Source organism: Neisseria gonorrhoeae (assembly GCF_003315235.1).
Taxonomy (GTDB): Bacteria; Pseudomonadota; Gammaproteobacteria; order Burkholderiales; family Neisseriaceae; genus Neisseria; species Neisseria gonorrhoeae.
This window is the reverse complement of record NZ_QNRU01000015.1, coordinates 1-15,561: the sequence shown is the minus strand read 5'-3', so window position 1 is coordinate 15,561 and position 15,561 is coordinate 1. Positions and strand designations below refer to the sequence as shown.

Annotated in this window: 18 protein-coding genes, 1 pseudogene and 1 riboswitch; of the genes and pseudogenes, 8 read left to right on the top strand and 11 right to left on the bottom strand. The window is 53.3% G+C overall.

The window, feature by feature from the left end:
* Positions 1-21: 21 nt before the first annotated feature.
* From rpmB to farA, 3 genes and pseudogenes are all read right to left on the bottom strand, one after another.
* Positions 22-255, bottom strand: coding sequence for a 50S ribosomal protein L28 (gene rpmB / locus DFR77_RS07560; protein WP_002216391.1), 234 nt, complete (start codon positions 253-255; stop codon positions 22-24).
* A gap of 249 nt (positions 256-504) precedes the next feature.
* On the bottom strand, positions 505-2,028 hold the full coding sequence (gene farB, locus DFR77_RS07545) for a fatty acid resistance MFS efflux transporter permease subunit FarB (protein WP_003703449.1): 1,524 nt from the start codon (positions 2,026-2,028) through the stop codon (positions 505-507).
* Between the two features lie 23 nt (positions 2,029-2,051).
* A pseudogene (farA, locus tag DFR77_RS07540) lies at positions 2,052-3,205 on the bottom strand (fatty acid resistance MFS efflux transporter adaptor subunit FarA).
* Positions 3,206-3,445: 240 nt separating this feature from the next.
* Positions 3,446-3,490: riboswitch (PreQ1 riboswitch) on the top strand.
* A gap of 3 nt (positions 3,491-3,493) precedes the next feature.
* On the opposite strand from farA, the gene queF reads away from it, so the two are divergent.
* On the top strand, positions 3,494-3,967 hold the full coding sequence (queF, locus tag DFR77_RS07535) for a preQ(1) synthase (RefSeq protein ID WP_003689837.1): 474 nt from the start codon (positions 3,494-3,496) through the stop codon (positions 3,965-3,967).
* A 74-nt stretch (positions 3,968-4,041) separates the two neighbouring features.
* Positions 4,042-4,728, top strand: a complete 687-nt coding sequence (locus DFR77_RS07530; RefSeq protein ID WP_003689839.1) for a 7-cyano-7-deazaguanine/7-aminomethyl-7-deazaguanine transporter — start codon at positions 4,042-4,044, stop codon at positions 4,726-4,728.
* Positions 4,729-5,072: 344 nt separating this feature from the next.
* On the opposite strand, the gene DFR77_RS07520 is transcribed toward DFR77_RS07530, so the two are convergent.
* Positions 5,073-6,365: a DD-carboxypeptidase/endopeptidase Mpg gene (locus tag DFR77_RS07520; RefSeq protein WP_047919427.1), complete on the bottom strand. Its 1,293-nt coding sequence runs from the start codon at positions 6,363-6,365 to the stop codon at positions 5,073-5,075.
* Between the two features lie 76 nt (positions 6,366-6,441).
* Between DFR77_RS07520 and DFR77_RS07515 the strand changes: the two genes are divergently transcribed.
* Positions 6,442-7,410 (top strand): hypothetical protein, encoded by a 969-nt coding sequence (locus DFR77_RS07515; protein ID WP_003691862.1) that lies wholly within the window; start codon positions 6,442-6,444, stop codon positions 7,408-7,410.
* Between the two features lie 200 nt (positions 7,411-7,610).
* On the opposite strand, the gene DFR77_RS07510 is transcribed toward DFR77_RS07515, so the two are convergent.
* The gene (locus DFR77_RS07510) at positions 7,611-9,074 is read right to left on the bottom strand and encodes a surface lipoprotein assembly modifier (protein ID WP_428839049.1); all 1,464 of its coding nucleotides are present in this window, start codon (positions 9,072-9,074) and stop codon (positions 7,611-7,613) included.
* 247 nt (positions 9,075-9,321) lie between these two features.
* Positions 9,322-9,579: an autotransporter outer membrane beta-barrel domain-containing protein gene (locus DFR77_RS14415; RefSeq protein WP_229931517.1), complete on the bottom strand. Its 258-nt coding sequence runs from the start codon at positions 9,577-9,579 to the stop codon at positions 9,322-9,324.
* Here DFR77_RS14415 and DFR77_RS14410 point away from each other — a divergent pair.
* Positions 9,505-9,666 carry a hypothetical protein gene (locus DFR77_RS14410; RefSeq protein ID WP_003700479.1) on the top strand — a complete coding sequence of 54 codons (162 nt, stop codon included), beginning with the start codon at positions 9,505-9,507 and terminating at the stop codon, positions 9,664-9,666. The genes DFR77_RS14415 and DFR77_RS14410 overlap by 75 nt on opposite strands.
* Before the next feature lie 96 nt (positions 9,667-9,762).
* Here the strand turns inward: DFR77_RS14410 and DFR77_RS14405 are convergent, their stop codons facing one another.
* Together DFR77_RS14405 and DFR77_RS07490 are read right to left on the bottom strand one after the other, a co-directional pair.
* Positions 9,763-10,080: a hypothetical protein gene (locus tag DFR77_RS14405; RefSeq protein WP_282957220.1), complete on the bottom strand. Its 318-nt coding sequence runs from the start codon at positions 10,078-10,080 to the stop codon at positions 9,763-9,765.
* A gap of 689 nt (positions 10,081-10,769) precedes the next feature.
* Positions 10,770-11,015, bottom strand: coding sequence for a hypothetical protein (locus DFR77_RS07490; RefSeq protein ID WP_003689849.1), 246 nt, complete (start codon positions 11,013-11,015; stop codon positions 10,770-10,772).
* 111 nt (positions 11,016-11,126) lie between these two features.
* Between DFR77_RS07490 and DFR77_RS07480 the strand changes: the two genes are divergently transcribed.
* Together DFR77_RS07480 and DFR77_RS07475 are read left to right on the top strand one after the other, a co-directional pair.
* On the top strand, positions 11,127-11,555 hold the full coding sequence (locus DFR77_RS07480) for a CopD family protein (protein ID WP_010359204.1): 429 nt from the start codon (positions 11,127-11,129) through the stop codon (positions 11,553-11,555).
* A gap of 11 nt (positions 11,556-11,566) precedes the next feature.
* Positions 11,567-12,043, top strand: coding sequence for a CYTH domain-containing protein (locus DFR77_RS07475; RefSeq protein ID WP_003703189.1), 477 nt, complete (start codon positions 11,567-11,569; stop codon positions 12,041-12,043).
* A gap of 29 nt (positions 12,044-12,072) precedes the next feature.
* Here the strand turns inward: DFR77_RS07475 and DFR77_RS07470 are convergent, their stop codons facing one another.
* The 3 genes from DFR77_RS07470 to DFR77_RS13360 form a co-directional block, all read right to left on the bottom strand.
* On the bottom strand, positions 12,073-12,561 hold the full coding sequence (locus tag DFR77_RS07470; RefSeq protein WP_003689852.1) for a dihydrofolate reductase: 489 nt from the start codon (positions 12,559-12,561) through the stop codon (positions 12,073-12,075).
* Positions 12,562-12,628: 67 nt separating this feature from the next.
* Positions 12,629-13,684 (bottom strand): 3-deoxy-7-phosphoheptulonate synthase AroG, encoded by a 1,056-nt coding sequence (aroG, locus tag DFR77_RS07465; protein ID WP_003689853.1) that lies wholly within the window; start codon positions 13,682-13,684, stop codon positions 12,629-12,631.
* Positions 13,685-13,845: 161 nt separating this feature from the next.
* The gene (locus DFR77_RS13360) at positions 13,846-14,073 is read right to left on the bottom strand and encodes a hypothetical protein (RefSeq protein WP_153707886.1); all 228 of its coding nucleotides are present in this window, start codon (positions 14,071-14,073) and stop codon (positions 13,846-13,848) included.
* Positions 14,074-14,300: 227 nt separating this feature from the next.
* Here DFR77_RS13360 and DFR77_RS14400 point away from each other — a divergent pair, with 227 nt between their 5' ends.
* Together DFR77_RS14400 and DFR77_RS14395 are read left to right on the top strand one after the other, a co-directional pair.
* Positions 14,301-14,597 carry a hypothetical protein gene (locus tag DFR77_RS14400; protein ID WP_003689859.1) on the top strand — a complete coding sequence of 99 codons (297 nt, stop codon included), beginning with the start codon at positions 14,301-14,303 and terminating at the stop codon, positions 14,595-14,597.
* Positions 14,594-14,833: a membrane protein gene (locus DFR77_RS14395; RefSeq protein ID WP_003689861.1), complete on the top strand. Its 240-nt coding sequence runs from the start codon at positions 14,594-14,596 to the stop codon at positions 14,831-14,833. Before DFR77_RS14400 ends, DFR77_RS14395 begins: the two co-directional genes overlap by 4 nt.
* Positions 14,834-15,561: the final 728 nt, after the last annotated feature.

Sequence of the window (15,561 nt, the reverse complement as noted above, 5' to 3'; positions counted from 1 at the left end):
CTTAATTAAATAGTGTTTAAATTAAGCTTCGCCGCGAGCACGCAAATCAGCCAATACGACATCAATGCCTACTTTGTCGATGGTACGCAATGCAGCGTTGGAAACGCGCAGGCGAACCCAGCGGTTTTCACTTTCTACCCAAAAACGACGTGATTGCAAGTTGGGCAAAAAACGGCGTTTGGTTTTGTTGTTGGCGTGCGATACGTTGTTGCCGGACATCGGGCGTTTACCGGTCACTTTGCAAACTCGTGCCATAATCAGTCTCCAAACTTCTAAAATAGTAAAACGCGATTTATACCACGAAAAACAATGCCGTTTCAAGTGTTTTAAAGAAAAACAGATGTTTTGCGCGGGTAAGCCGCCCGAGTGCCGCATCTGCGGAACGTTTGCAGGTGCGAAACAGATGGGGCGCGATTATAGCGGATTTCGGGAGCTTCTGCATTCAAAATGCCGTCCGAACATATTTCCAGTATTTTCAGACGGCATTTCAAGTTTTCAAATCCCTCAATGTCCACCGCCGCCGCTGTGGAACGGCGGTTTCGCCAGCCAGACAATGGGAATCAGGACGATAAACAAAATGCTGCCGGCGAGGAATATTTCGTTCGATCCGATGATGAAGCCCTGTTGCGTAATGGTATTGTTGATGATGCCTAGAGTTTGACCGTCGGAAATGCCTTGTTGGGACAAATGCGCCGCCGTTTCGTGCAATGTTGCGGAATAGGGCGTGATGTGTTCGGCAAAACGCGTGTGGTGCAACGCTTCGCGCCGTTCCCACAGGGTGCTGACGACGGATACGCCGACACCGCCCATCAGCACGCGCAGGAAATTCGACAGGCTGCCGGCGGCGGCAATCTGTCCGCCCTTCATGTGCGACAGTGTGATGGTGGTCAGCGGCAGGAAGAACATGGCAACGCCTACCCCCTGCCAAAACTGCGGCCAGATGACGTTGCCGATATCCATGTCGGCATAAAAATCAGTGCGCCAATAAAAAGTGAAGGCAAAGGTCAGGAAGCTGGCGGTTACGAGCAGGCGCATATCGATTTTATTGCCGAACCTGCCGATTAACGGAGATAGGAAGACGGGGAGGATGCCGACGGGCGCGGCAGCAAGCCCTGCCCACGCGGAGGTATAGCCCAAGTTGGTCTGCAACACTAACGGCAGCAGGGTCAGCGTCCCCATATACACCATGAAACCCAACGAGGTGGCAATTACGCCGACGGTAAAATTCCGATCTTTAAACAGCGATAAATCGACAATCGGATATTTTTCTCCCAATTCCCAAACAATAAAATACGACAAGCACACCAGTGCGACTACGCCCAAGGTAATGATTTCTCCAGAGGCGAACCAGTCAAGTTCCTTACCCCTGTCCAGCATCATCTGTAACGCGCCGATACCGACCATCATCAGCGTCAGCCCGACATAGTCGGTCGGCGTTCTGACGGTTGCCGTTTCGCGGTGTTTCAAATGTTTCCATGTAATCCATGCCGATATGATCCCGATGGGGATATTAATGAAGAAAATCCAACCCCAATGCCAGTTTCCGGAAATCCAACCGCCGAGTATCGGCCCGAGGACAGGGGCGACAACGACGGTCATTGCCCACAATGCCAGTGCCAGCATCCGTTTTGCGGGCGGATAGGATGCCATTAACAGGCTTTGCGACAGGGGAATCAACGGCCCGGCGATAAAGCCCTGCAAAATGCGGAAAACAACCAGCGACTGAAGGTTGGGCGCGATGCCGCACAGCCACGATGCGATGACGAAACCGGCGGCGGCGGCGGTAAACAATTTGACCTCGCCGATACGTTTTGCCAAAAAGCCCGTCAGCGGCACGGAAACGGCGTTTGCCACGGAAAAAGAAGTGATGACCCACGTCCCCTGCGTGGTTGCCGCACCGAGGTTGCCGGCAATGACGGGGACGGCGACGTTGGCGATGGTCGTATCTAAAACCTCCATAAATACGGCAAGCCCCAAAGACAGCGTAACCCACGCCAATGCCGCACCCTTAAGCGGTGGATAATCCATTGTGTCCTCCGTTTCAGACGGCATCAGGGCGCGGATTGCCCGAGGATTTCATCGACCGTCCGATCGACTTCCGACCAGTCGGTACTTTCCATTTCCGGCAATGCCGCACCCGGCGTTTTTGAAACAGGCGCGCCTGCGGCGGAAGTATCCACTTTAACCGTCATCGACAAACCGATACGCAACGGATGCCTGTCCACATCTTCGCGGTTCAGCACGATACGGACGGGGACGCGCTGCACCACTTTAATCCAGTTGCCCGTTGCGTTTTGCGCCGGAATCAGCGAAAACGCGCTGCCCGTACCTGCCGAAAACCCTGCCACCCTGCCGCGATAAACAATTTGTTTGCCGTACAAATCGGACACCAGCTCGGCAGGCTGTCCGATTTTCATATGCCGCAACTGCGTCTCTTTAAAATTGGCATCCACCCACACATCCGACAGCGGCACCACCGCCATCAGCGGCGCGCCTGCCGCCACCTGCTGCCCGACCTGCACCGAACGCTTCGCCACCTGACCGTCCGCCGGCGCGCGGACTTGCGTCCGCCGAAGGTTCAGCCACGCATCTTTCAACCTGCCGATTGCCGTCTGAACCTCCGGCTGTTCGCGCAAAGAAACACCTCCGCCCAAAGCCGCGCGTGCCGAAGATTCTTCCGCCAAAGCCGCCTTAACCGCCGCCTGCGCCTGAGACACTGCCGTACGGGCGTGTGCCAGCTCTTCGGCGGACACCGCACCCGATTCCGCCAAAGCGGACCGGCGGCGCAAATCATCCTGCGCGCGCGCCAAATCCGCACGGCGCAAGGCAACCTGCGCCCCCGCCTGCGAAGTGGCGGCATTTTGCCGGCGGTTTTGGCGCACCGCCTGAACCAACTCGTTTTTTGCCCGCTCGTAAGCCAGCACATCATTATCGTCATCCAACACCGCCAGCACGTCGCCTTTTTTCACGGCATCCGTATCGTCGTGCAAAACCTTCCGCACCGTGCCGCCCTTTTGCGGCGTAACCTGAACCACGCGTCCGGCAACATAAGCGTCTTCCGTTTCCTCTTCCTGCTGCCACCATAAAAAAACGCCGATCCGGCGGCTGCGGCGGAAAGCGCGAACAGCAGCGTCAATGCCGTCAGGCGGCGTTTGCGTTTGACTTGCGTGTTTTGAAGTTTTGTTTCGTCTGTGTGCGTTTCCATAAGATTGGGTTCCGAATTTCCTGATTTCATATAAACAATGTTCTTTCAATAGGAAATAGATTTTATATCCGCGCAATAATTCAATCAAGTCAGTATTTTAGATGCAATATTCAAAAAACAACGCTTCAGGCGGCAAAACTGAAAATATATTTCGTTTATATATGACATGGCAAACACCGCCGCCCGCACCATGCCGTCTGAAGAAAACTACACAAATACCGCCGCTTATATTACAATCGCCGCCCCGTGGTTCGAAAACCTCCCACACTAAAAAACTAAGGAAACCCTATGTCCCGCAACAACGAAGAGCTGCAAGGCATCTCTCTTTTGGGTAATCAAAAAACCCAATATCCGACCGGCTACGCGCCTGAAATTCTCGAAGCATTCGACAACAAACATCCCGACAACGACTATTTCGTCAAATTCGTCTGCCCCGAATTCACCAGCCTCTGCCCGATGACCGGGCAGCCCGACTTCGCCACCATCGTCATCCGCTATATCCCGCACATCAAAATGGTGGAAAGCAAATCCCTGAAACTCTACCTCTTCAGCTTCCGCAACCACGGCGATTTTCATGAAGACTGCGTCAACATCATCATGAAAGACCTCATCGCCCTGATGGATCCGAAATACATCGAAGTGTTCGGCGAGTTCACACCGCGCGGCGGCATCGCCGTTCATCCGTTTGCCAACTACGGCAAAGCAGGCACAGAGTTTGAAGCATTGGCACGCAAACGCCTGTTCGAGCACGACGCACAATAAACCATCCTTCCCATATTTCAGACGGCATTCCTTCGATACGGTATGCCGTCTGAACGCCTTTCCGAAAGGTTTTTATGTACGCATTGACCGCCGCACAGCAACAGAAGGCACTCTTCCGGCTGGTGCTTTTCCATATCCTCATCATCGCCGCCAGCAACTATCTGGTGCAGTTCCCCTTCCGGATTTTCGGCATCCACACCACTTGGGGCGCGTTTTCCTTTCCCTTCATCTTCCTCGCCACCGACCTGACCGTCCGCATTTTCGGTTCGCACTTGGCGCGGCGGATTATCTTTTGGGTGATGTTCCCCGCCCTTTTGCTTTCCTACGTCTTTTCCGTTTTGTTCCACAACGGCAGTTGGACGGGCTTGGGCGCGCTGTCCCAATTCAACACCTTTGTCGGACGCATCGCGCTGGCAAGTTTTGCCGCCTACGCGCTCGGACAAATCCTTGATATTTTCGTATTCGACAAATTACGCCGTCTGAAAGCGTGGTGGATTGCCCCGGCCGCATCAACCGTCATCGGCAATGCACTGGACACGTTAGTATTTTTTGCCGTTGCCTTTTACGCAAGCAGCGATGAATTTATGGCGGCAAACTGGCAGGGCATCGCTTTTGTCGATTACCTGTTCAAACTTACCGTCTGCACCCTCTTCTTCCTGCCCGCCTACGGCGTGATACTGAATCTGCTGACGAAAAAACTGACGGCCCTGCAAACCAAACAGGCGCAAGACCGCCCCGTGCCCTCGCTGCAAAATCCGTAAAACAGCTCTGTAGGGAATCGGGACGGTTGGGTTTTCTTTTATTTGCAAACACTGCCGGAACGGATAAATCCGGATTCCCACCCACTTCGTCATTCCCGCGAAAGCGGGAATCCGGTGCGTTGGGGTTCAGTCATTTCCGATAAACTCCTGCCGCATTGTATTTCTAGATTCCCGCTTTCGCGGGAATGACGGCGGATGGGTTTCCGTGCCGTGGTGTCCGGATTCCCGCCGGTACGGGAATGACGGCAGCGCTTCCTTGGCTTAGTTTTAATCCACTATAAATGCCGTCTGAAAACCTGTTTGCAGATTTTCAGACGGCATTGTTTTCGTCGTCGGTTCAAACTTCAATCCGATTGCGACACGGTAACCGGTATGCCGCGCAAGCGCGCAAGCAGCGCGTCCGCCTTCTGTTTCTGCGCGGCAAACGCCGCTTTGTCCGCCTGCGTCAATTCGGGTGTCGGCAATGCGACCGAAACAGGATTGACGGGCTGCCCGTTGATGCGCGCCTCGTAATGCAGGTGCGGCCCGGTCGAACGCCCTGTCGAACCGACAAAACCGATGACCTCGCCGCCGCGCACATTGCCTTGTGCCTGCGAAAACGCGCTCAAGTGCGCGTACAGCGTTTCCACACCGTTGGAGTGGCGTATCATCACCGCGTTGCCGTATCCGCCCTTCCGGCCTTTAAAGGTAATCACGCCGTCGGCGGAAGCCCTGACCGGCGTTCCCTGCGGTGCGGCATAATCGATGCCCGTGTGCAGCCGCCATGTGTGCAGGATGGGGTGCATACGGTAGCCGAACGGCGAAGAAATGCGCGTATAGACCAGCGGCTCGATGTTGAAGCCGCCTTTTTCCTGCAACACCCTGCCGTCTTCATCGTAATAATTGCCGCCCCCTCCGCCTTCCTTGTCCGAACGGTAATAGAACGCCTGATGGGTTGTGCCGCCCTTGACAACTTCCGCCGCCAAAATATCGCCCGCCGCCACCTGCTGCCCGTGGAAATACAGGCTGTCGTAAAGCAGGCGCACGGCATCGCCTTCCTTCAAACCGTCAAGGCTGAAGCGGCCGGCAAAAATCCCGCTTAAGGATTCGCGGATTTCGACGGGCACTTCCGCCCGCGCCAGCGAACCGCGCGCCGACGTTTTGACCACGACCGAACGCAGTGTCGGCAAAACCTTCATATCCGCATCAGAAGCCGACCGCCGCCATATGCCGCCTTTTTTTTCCAAAGCGACCAGATTGCGCTCGCCGTCTTCGTCGGTAAAAAACTGCACTTCGCGCGCACTGCCGTCGCCGCCGACCAAAACATGAACCGACTGGTCGGCACGCAAATGCCGCAAATCGGCTTCGCCGCCATATTTTTCCGTGATTCGGGCAATCTCGTCCCGCGCCATACCCGAACGCGCCAGCACGTCCGCCAGCGAGTCGCCCGGCTGCACCGCCTCCTGCACCCAATATGCCGTCTGAACGCCGCTGCCGCCCCAAGACAGCGGCGGCAGTTTTTGTTCCACGCGCTGCGGTCTGACGCGCTCCGTCCCCTCTGTCGAAGCAATGTATGCCGCCGACACCAGAATAATCGAAACGGCAAGCGCGCGCAGCGCGTATTTCCGATGTTTTGCCGAAAGTGGGAAGACAGCCATATTGTTCCTTTTTGACGGCGTTTGCGCCGAATCCTCTATAATATCCGCCCGATCCTCATTTGTCAGGCATCAAACGATGAAACTCACCCTCGCCCTCCCCTCGCTCAATTTGGATGAAGACGAAATCCGAATACCTCTATGCCTGCCCGCCTTCAACAAAATCCTGCAATACGGCTCGCCGCACCGCCAAAGCTGCACGGCTTCGGCATTTTACGCACGTTATTTGTGGTGCGGAAGACTGGCACAACGCCCGGCGCAAAGCCTGAATATGCCGTCTGAAACCGTCGCGCTCGCCACGCCCGTCTGGCAAAAAATGGGGCTGCATCAGGCAAATGTGCTGACGGCGGAATATTTGGATGTCGGTACGGATGAAGCGGAACGGCTCTGCCGCGATCTGTCGGCGTTTTACGGCGACATTCCGTGGCGTTTCGTTCCCGTCCTGCCCGAATTATGGCTGGTTTCCCTTCCCCGCGCGTACCGCTGGGGCGCGAAGCCCGTTTTGGACTTGGGCGGACTGTTGGGCGCGGACGATCAGCCGGACGGGGAAGACGCGTTGGAATGGCTGCGCGTCCAAACCGAAATCCAAATGTGGCTGAACGCTCACCCCGTCAACCACAACCGCAAAAAACGCGGGCTGCCCGAATTGAACGGCTTATGGCTTTGGGACAGTCTGCACGGAAGCGCACAAGGCGGCACGCTTTTCGCCGATACGGTTTGGAGCCGTTTTCACCCGAACCGCCGAGCATTGCCCGACAGCTTCCGAGCTTATGCGGAAACGGCGGCACACCTGCCCGATACGCACCACATCCTGTTTATGGACGATTTGCGCCTGACCGCCCTGACAGGGGACAGGGAGCGGTATGCGGCAATATTGCAGCAGTGGGAAGAACGCTGGTTCGCACCGCTTTACGAAGCCGTCCGCACCGGCAAAATCAAACGGCTGGACATCGCCACGGACGGACAACACGGCGGTACGCTGACCTTCAAACCCACAGACAGGCGGAAGTTTTGGCGCTGCACGAAAACCTTTGACGGAATCTGGTAAACCCGCCCGCCGCAACCGCGACAATGCCGTCTGAAGCCCGAATCGGGTTTCAGACGGCATTTTACCCCGCATCGCCGTTATGCCGGAAAAACCGGAATACGTTTCCGCACACGCGGCGGCACGCAAAACACCGCCCGAAAGCCGCCGATGCCCGCCGTGACACCGCCGCCGGCAGGGTTTCCGCCGAAAAGGAACAGCAATCAGAACGTTTTGTTAAACTCGACAAACGCCCTGTTTTTCTCGTATTCGTTAAACACATCGTTGCTCCACGTTTCGCGGTGCGACAGCGTCAGGCGCGGCGTGATGCCTTTGAAATGCAATGCCCGGTGCCAAAGGCTCAAGGATGTGTCCGATTCTTTATCCCTGCGCCTTTCCCCTTTAAAACTGCTGAAGAAGCCGGGTTTTTCATAATGCCGTTTCGCCACGCCGAGGCGGAACAGCGAAGACAGGCCGCTGCCGCCCCATTCCTGCCCCCAGGCAAAGCGCAGGCCGTAACGGTTGAAATTGTCGCCACGGTCGGCGGGGTTGCGCTCGCGGTAAAAATCCAAACCGCCCGTCCAATATTGGCGCGCATTCCGGTAAAACACCAGCGAATTGGAAATTTGCAAATGGGTATTGTCGGAACGCGCCCGGCGCGTATTCTTCAAACGCCCCCACTCCGCCGAAGACAGCGTTTGCCATCTCGGGGTTTGCCAACGGTTGAAATAAAGGCGTGCGCCGTTGGCGTAAGAATAAGCGTCGTTGCCGTAGGTGCGGCGTTCGTGGAACACTGCCAGCCCGACATCTTTACGCCGGTCGGCAAAACCGATGCCGCCGGAAACACCTGCCGTCATATCGTTGAATTTCTTATTCCCCGGATAAACCCTGCCGGACACGTCGCCGCCCGCCGTCGTGTACCAGCCGTTTTTCAGCGACCATTTTTTCTCCGCGCCGAACCGGTAATTGACCGCCGTGCCGTCCACCTGTTTCGGGAAAGTCCAGTTGCCGTACTGCTGCTGTTTCGGGGCTTGGTTGATATTGTGTTCGCGGGTAATGCTGAAACCGCCGTTTACCTTCCACGCATCGCGTTCGCGCAATGCCTTGCGGTACAGCTCGACCTGCTCCATAAGCTGCGGCGGCAGATCTTCTGTTTTCAGGCGGTCGAACTGGTCTGCCGCCGCCTCGTTCTGCCTGTCTTCAAACAATGCCGCCGCCAAACGCATACGGACGGCGGGCGCGTCGGGTTGGGCGGCAATCAATTCCCGGTAATGGGAAACCGCCTCCTTCACCCTGCCCTCTGCCTGCGCCAAAATCCCTTGTGCATAAAGTGCCAACATCTTATCCTGCCGCGCCTGTTGTAGGTAAATCGGCAAAATCACGCGGATACCGGCAATATTGTTTGAGACCACTGCGGAATACATGGCACGCGACAACAATTCGGGATTTTTCAGCAGGGTTTCGCCGTCAACCTGCAAAACTTTTCCTTTTTCCCGCACCTGCCCCGGTACCTTCTCCCTGTCGATCGGTTTGACCTCCGCTTCATGAAGCCTGAACTCGGGACGGCTTCTCAAATCCGGTTCGCGCGGTGTTTCTTCGGCGTATGCCGCGCTTGCCAATAAAGGCAGCAGCATCCATCTGTTTCGTGCAGGCATAAATGTCTTCCCACAAAAATAAAAATAAAAAATAACCATTATCAACCGGCGGATTGTATCAGTTTTTTATGCCGCTGTTCCAAACCCTGCCGCCCGATGCCGCGACAATGCCGTCTGAAGCCAGAATCGGGTTTCAGACGGCGGCAAAAAACCGGCGGTTTTCCGCCGGTTTCATCATTATGCCCCGCCCTTCGGGGCGGCAGGGTTCGGATCGGTTTGCGGGGCGGCGCACGGGGCCGTGCAGGGGTGCCGCCTGTGTGTCAAAACATTTCCCGGCGCATCAAAACAACCATTTGACCGACAATGCGGCTTCTTTGTCGCCGTCCGTCCTTTTGCCGTATCCGATGCGTGCGGACATATGGCCTTTCCAACCGGCTTCAATGCCAAACCGCCCTTCGAGCGCCGTCCTGCCTGCCGGCGTCTGTTTTTCGCCGTCCATTTCCATGCCGAAAGATTTTGACCTGTGCAAAACATTAAAAGCGGCAAAAGGCTGAAGATTGACACCGTTACGCAAAGCAAAACGGGTTTTTGCCCGAATGCCGGCGCGGATTTGCCACTGACCGCTGCCGAGCAGCCCGACCGCCGCCCCTCGCTGTCGGTAAAGCCGCCGTTTACGCCCAAGTAGGTAAACTGCGCCTGCGGTTGCAGGTAAAACTGCATATTACTGCCTTATATATTGCGTCCCTAAGAAGGGGCGATTAACAAAAATTAACGCCCCTTCTTAGGGACGCAATATATAAGGAGTGAGTACCTGTTCTTCTATTAAAGAATTAATCTTTTGAGGCATTTTCTGTTGAAGTTTATTAAACACATCTTCAGAAATTCCAAACTGCTTTATTATCTCTTCCCTAACCCGTTTTTTATTTTCTTCCCAAGCCTCGGGTCTTGTTTTGTATAAATCCTGTAATTGCTTTTTAACTGCCTGCTTTAAATCAGTTCGGTAATTATCTGTAATATATTTCTTAACAACAGGCATATTATCGACGGCGGGGATGCCGCTATTGTAGTTTTTACCCGTAATATTGATTTCGTCATACAAGGCTTCAGATGATTTTTGATCGGTTTTACCGCTGGAGAAATAATGGAAAACACCGTTTGCCGGCTTGTCTGAAAATGAAAAATCGGCAGTATCGCCAACATTTGTAGGACGAGTATCCGAACCGGGCTGATAACTGAAAGCACCGAAGCAATCATAAAGATATGCTGCACGGGCCGCGCCAAACGTGGGAATTTCTGTCTTCCGCCGCTTCTAAAATAAATTTGTTTTTAATCTCGGCTTCTTTGACGGGATCGTACGCATCCGAACCCCAAGCATATGGCGTGCAAAACAGCGATAAAACAGATAATGTTAATAGATTAACCCGACCGCTTGCTTGCTTTCAGTGTCATGAGAAATTTTCCTTTGTCAAGTGTTAAAGTTATAATGATTATATACTATATCACACTACATCGCAATGAAAAATCGGGAAAAACAAAAAACCCCTCCGCCGTCATTCCCGCGAAAGCGGGAATCCAGAATTTCAACGCCTCAAGAATTTATCGGGGATGGCCGGGGTTTAAAGGTCTGGGTTTCCGCCTGCGCAGGAATGACGGTTTAGAAATCACCCGAAACGAGAAAAAGAACCGAAACCGGACAAGTCGGATTCCCGCGCGGGCGGGAATGACGATAAGCGTAATTTCAATCCGCCATATTGTCTTTTCACTTGCCTGAAAACAGATTTCAGCCGCCTATCCCTGCATCCGGCGGCTGATGTAGTCGGCAATCAAATCCCGCTTTTCCCAAAAAAACTTCTGCATTTTTTGTTCGGAATACAGTTTGCGGACCAGAGTGGGCAGACCGCTGTGGACGATGGCGGCGATTTCTTTGTTGCCTTCTTCTTCCTGCATTGCCGTCTGAAAATCCAAACCCCTGCCTTTCAGATATGCTGCAAGGCGGTTGCGGATGTGTGAATTGAGTTCGATGGATTTGAGCATTTTGCCTCCGTTTTGCGGTAAGGATTTATTCGATTTGTTTATCCGCCTGATTTTATCACGTTTCCCAAGCGGTTTGCCTGTACAATACCGCTTTTCGGAAGGGTGTGGGCGATGATGTTTTCTTGGTTCAAGCTGTTTCACTTGTTTTTTGTCATTTCGTGGTTTGCAGGGCTGTTTTACCTGCCGAGGATTTTCGTCAATATGGCGATGATTGATGCGCCGCGCGGCAATCCCGAGTATGTGCGCCTGTCGGGGATGGCGGTGCGGTTGTACCGTTTTATGTCGCCTTTGGGTTTCGGCGCGGTCGTGCTCGGCGCGGCGATACCGTTTGCCGCCGGCCGGTGGGGCAGCGGCTGGGTTCACGTCAAACTGTGTTTGGGCTTGATGCTCTTGGCTTATCAGTTGTATTGCGGCGTGCTGCTGCGCCGTTTTCAGGATTACAGCAATGCTTTTTCACACCGCTGGTACCGCGTGTTCAACGAAATCCCCGTGCTGCTGATGGTTGCCGCGCTGTATCTGGTCGTGTTCAAACCGTTTTGACGGAGCATCTTATGCCGATAGAAATCGAACGCCGTTTTTTGATTGGAAACGACAAATGGCGGCAATACGCCGATGAGCCGCTACTGCTGAAACAGGGCTACCTGTCTGTTGAAAAAGAACGCACCATCCGCATCCGCATTGCCGGAAAACGGGCGTGGCTGACGCTGAAAGGCTATATTTCGGAAATCAGCCGCAGCGAGTTCGAATACGAAATCCCGCTTGCCGATGCGGAAAAGATGATGGAAACGATGTGCCCGTTTAAGATGGAAAAACGGCGTTATCCGGTCAGATGGGGCGGCAGCCTGTTTGAAGTCGATGTTTTCCTTGGCGAAAACTCGCCTTTGGTCGTCGCGGAAATCGAGTTGCCCGCCGAAAATGCCGATTTTGACCGTCCGGACTGGCTGGGGCGCGAAATCACTTCAGACGGTATGTTTACCAATGCCTATTTGAGCAAACATCCGTTCTCAAGCTGGAAAAATGCCGTCTGAAGCGGCTTCAGACGGCATCTGCCTTGCGGTTATCCCTTGAGGTAATGCACGAATGTATATGCAACGCCTTTGCTGCTGACACGGCGTTCCGTCCGCTCTGCTTCTCTCCAATGCGTCCGGTCTATTTCTGGGAAAAATGCATCTCCTTCCACAGACAAATCCACTTCGGTTATCCGCAAATCGGTCGCTAATGGCATCGCTTGTCCGTATATCTGCGCGCCGCCCATAATGACGGCTTCTTCCGCGCCGGCGCACAATGCCAATGCCACCTCCAAACTTGCCACCGTTTCCGCGCCTGCCGCGCAATAATCCGCCTGCCGGCTGATGACGATGTTCCTCCGTCCGGGCAGGGGTTTGACGGGCAGGGATTCCCACGTTTTCCGCCCCATAATGACGGGTTTGCCCAAGGTATAGGCTTTGAAAAATGCGAAATCTTCGGGGATGTGCCAAGGCATAGCATTGCCCGCCCCGATGCACAGGTTTTCCGCACACGCCGCAATTATGGTTATTTTGAGCATATTTTCTCCACAAAAATGCCGTCTGAACGCTTCAGACGGCATTTTATGACATTCTGCGTCAAAAATCTCAACCTGCGCGCGCCATACGTTTTGTGTTCGCACCCGCCAACAATGCCAACAATTCTTCAGTCGCGCCCCAACCGATACACGCATCGGTAATGCTCTTGCCGTACACTTCCGGCTTGTCCTGCCTGCCTTCGACCAAATGGCTTTCCACCATCACGCCCATGATATTGCCGCCGTCCTGTTCCAATTGGTCGGCAATGTCTTGTGCCACTTCCATCTGCCGGGTGTAATCCTTGCGGCTGTTGGCGTGGCTGCAATCGATCATCAGCTTGTCGGTTACCCCTGCCGCACGCAGTTGTTCCACCGCCTCGCTGACGTGTCCCGCATCATAATTCGGCTCTTTTCCGCCGCGCAAAATGACATGACAGTCGGGATTGCCGCCGGTATGGACAATGGCGGAATGCCCGGCCTTGGTTACAGACAAGAAATGATGCGAATGGCTCGCCGCACCGATTGCGTCGATCGCAATCTTCAAATTGCCGTCCGTACCGTTTTTAAAGCCGACGGGGCAGGACAGACCGCTTGCCAATTCGCGGTGGACTTGGCTTTCGGTCGTCCGCGCGCCGATTGCCCCCCAAGAAATCAGGTCGGCATAATACTGGGGTGTAATCATATCCAAAAATTCGGTAGAGGCAGGCATGCCCATATTATTCAGGGACAACAACAGGCTGCGCGCCTGACGCAAACCGAAATTGATGTCGAACGTACCGTCCAAATGCGGGTCGTTAATCAAACCTTTCCAACCCACCGTCGTTCTCGGCTTCTCGAAATAAACGCGCATCACGATCAAAAGCTCGTTTTCATACCGCTTGCGGAGTTTCAACAGACGTTCCGCATATTCCAACGCCGCTTTCGGATCGTGAATCGAACACGGCCCGATAATGACCAACAGCCGCCTGTCCCTGCCGTGAACCAAATCGGAAATTTCCTGACGGGTGCGGTGAACCAAGCCCGAAGCCTCTTTGGAAATCGGCAGCTCGTAAAGATGGGCAATCGGCGGCAACAACTCTTTAACTTCTTTAATCTTAATATCGTCTGTGGGGTAATGGTGTGTCATCTTGCATCTTTCCTGATGGGTTTTTATACGCTGCTTAGGTTACATCGTTTACCTTGCACAAACAAGTGCAACATATTACTACAAAGCTATTTTATTTCAAAATAACTGATATATCTTTTTTCATAGATTTTAAATTTCATATTTTTAATATTTTAGGAATTTTATTTCAAAGAAAAAGAAACAGATTGATAAAAACAATACCCGCCATTCATTCGGGCAAAACCGCACGGAACATCCGTTTTCCCGTTTCCACGACAATCCGGTACAGGACACCCCGCTGCCGATTCCGCCTGCACATCCGGCAAAATTTCATACGCAAGGAAAATGTTGAAAACAAAAAGAACTAATTGCTTGAAAAAAGATTTAATTGGAATGCGGGTATTTCCCACACTTTCTCCATTTATTTATCCTCATTATAAAAACATGAAAAAAAACCCCTGCTTGCACTCTCACTTGCAGCCGTGTCCGCCGTTACGGTAGCCGATATTCCCGAGTCTAACGGCAAAGGCGAATACAAAGTCTTTACCGCTTATGTTAAAGGCAAAGCCACTGCCGGCAATTTGAAAGAAAAATAACGCACACCGTCCATCGGTTTTCGTTCAACGAACGCCACGATATGCGTTTTAAGGCAGAGTACGCCCGAAGCAAAAACGATGCAGACGACAAAAGAGGGAATGCACACATCGCTAACGGCGCAATAGGCAAAATGGCTGCCGTGTATGCCGGTTATACCTACACCCAACCGGGCGGCGAATCCACACGTTTCCGTGGCGGTTTGGAGCGTGTCCAAGTTAAACGTTATCTGGGAGAAAAATGCTGCGGCTACGCCTGTCCAAAAAGCGAACGCTTCACCCTGCAAGCAGATGGTGAAATCCGTCAAAACCTTGGCGAAGGCTGGTTTCTGAAGCTATGAGCGGGGTGGCTGTCTATCTCCGCAACAAAAACAGAATAGCAATTGCCTCCCAAGATGCCAACCTAAACTCTAAAGGCCGGTTCGTCAGCAGCGGTCTGAATGTGGGCAAACAACTGACCGGCAGTCTCGGCGTAGAGTTTGACCCATACTACCGCCACCGCGCAATCCGCAAGTCTGCCGAATTTGTCTCGAACACTACCAAAACCAAAACAGACAGCGAAAAGTTTAACGAGTAGGGCTTCCGCGTAGCCGCAACGTTCTAATTCCCTTACGTATAAAAAGCAGCATAAAAATGCTGCCTTTTCCCATTTCCAAGGGAAGTATTCCGTAGTGCAGCTTACCTCATTGTTTCACACAAACCGAAAATGCCGTCTTAAAACCAATTTTCAGACGGCATTTGTCCCTTAAAACACGTTTTTTCAAGCGCGACCATACCAAACACCCACAGGTTGCCTTCCACCCTTCGTACAACCTTTGCTCCATCAAACATCCACTTCCTAAATACTGATGTATACTGATGTCTGCTTAGGTTGAATCGGCATTCGTACGATTACGGCACACCGCCTAATCTGTACCTGCGTCTGTTGCGCCCAATACCAAAGGCTACCTGAAAATCTCCCAAACTTTTCAGGTAGCCTTATCACGTTTTCAACTGCCGCCACACGCCCAAAGACCGCCTGAAACCCTTTTTCAGACGTTCCGCTCTGATACACCCAACAAAACGCTGCCCGAACGCATGTTCAGACGGCATTTCCTTTGCATCGATTCATTCCCCGATATAGCGCAGGTCTTTCTCCAGCCATTTCCCTTCCAAACAAAGAACAAAAAAGCGCCGGCGGCAGCCGATGCCCCTTCCTTTACAGGTTCCCCTATTTTTTAACCGCAGGCAGCACCGGTTTGGCGGGGCCTTTTGGTGCGGGCGCGCCGACGGAAGCCTGGTCTTTCAGCTTCGCCAGCACCGCCG

Coding starts and splice junctions, on each gene's coding strand:
- DFR77_RS14395 (WP_003689861.1), top strand. CDS start 14,594: ATGAGCGGGGTGGCTGTCTATCTCCGCAACAAAAACAGAATAGCAATT.
- DFR77_RS07470 (WP_003689852.1), bottom strand. CDS start 12,561: ATGCTCAAAATAACCATAATTGCGGCGTGTGCGGAAAACCTGTGCATC.
- DFR77_RS14400 (WP_003689859.1), top strand. CDS start 14,301: ATGCGTTTTAAGGCAGAGTACGCCCGAAGCAAAAACGATGCAGACGAC.
- DFR77_RS07480 (WP_010359204.1), top strand. CDS start 11,127: ATGATGTTTTCTTGGTTCAAGCTGTTTCACTTGTTTTTTGTCATTTCG.
- queF (WP_003689837.1), top strand. CDS start 3,494: ATGTCCCGCAACAACGAAGAGCTGCAAGGCATCTCTCTTTTGGGTAAT.
- DFR77_RS07530 (WP_003689839.1), top strand. CDS start 4,042: ATGTACGCATTGACCGCCGCACAGCAACAGAAGGCACTCTTCCGGCTG.
- rpmB (WP_002216391.1), bottom strand. CDS start 255: ATGGCACGAGTTTGCAAAGTGACCGGTAAACGCCCGATGTCCGGCAAC.
- farB (WP_003703449.1), bottom strand. CDS start 2,028: ATGGATTATCCACCGCTTAAGGGTGCGGCATTGGCGTGGGTTACGCTG.
- DFR77_RS07515 (WP_003691862.1), top strand. CDS start 6,442: ATGAAACTCACCCTCGCCCTCCCCTCGCTCAATTTGGATGAAGACGAA.
- DFR77_RS07475 (WP_003703189.1), top strand. CDS start 11,567: ATGCCGATAGAAATCGAACGCCGTTTTTTGATTGGAAACGACAAATGG.
- DFR77_RS07490 (WP_003689849.1), bottom strand. CDS start 11,015: ATGCTCAAATCCATCGAACTCAATTCACACATCCGCAACCGCCTTGCA.
- DFR77_RS07520 (WP_047919427.1), bottom strand. CDS start 6,365: ATGGCTGTCTTCCCACTTTCGGCAAAACATCGGAAATACGCGCTGCGC.
- aroG (WP_003689853.1), bottom strand. CDS start 13,684: ATGACACACCATTACCCCACAGACGATATTAAGATTAAAGAAGTTAAA.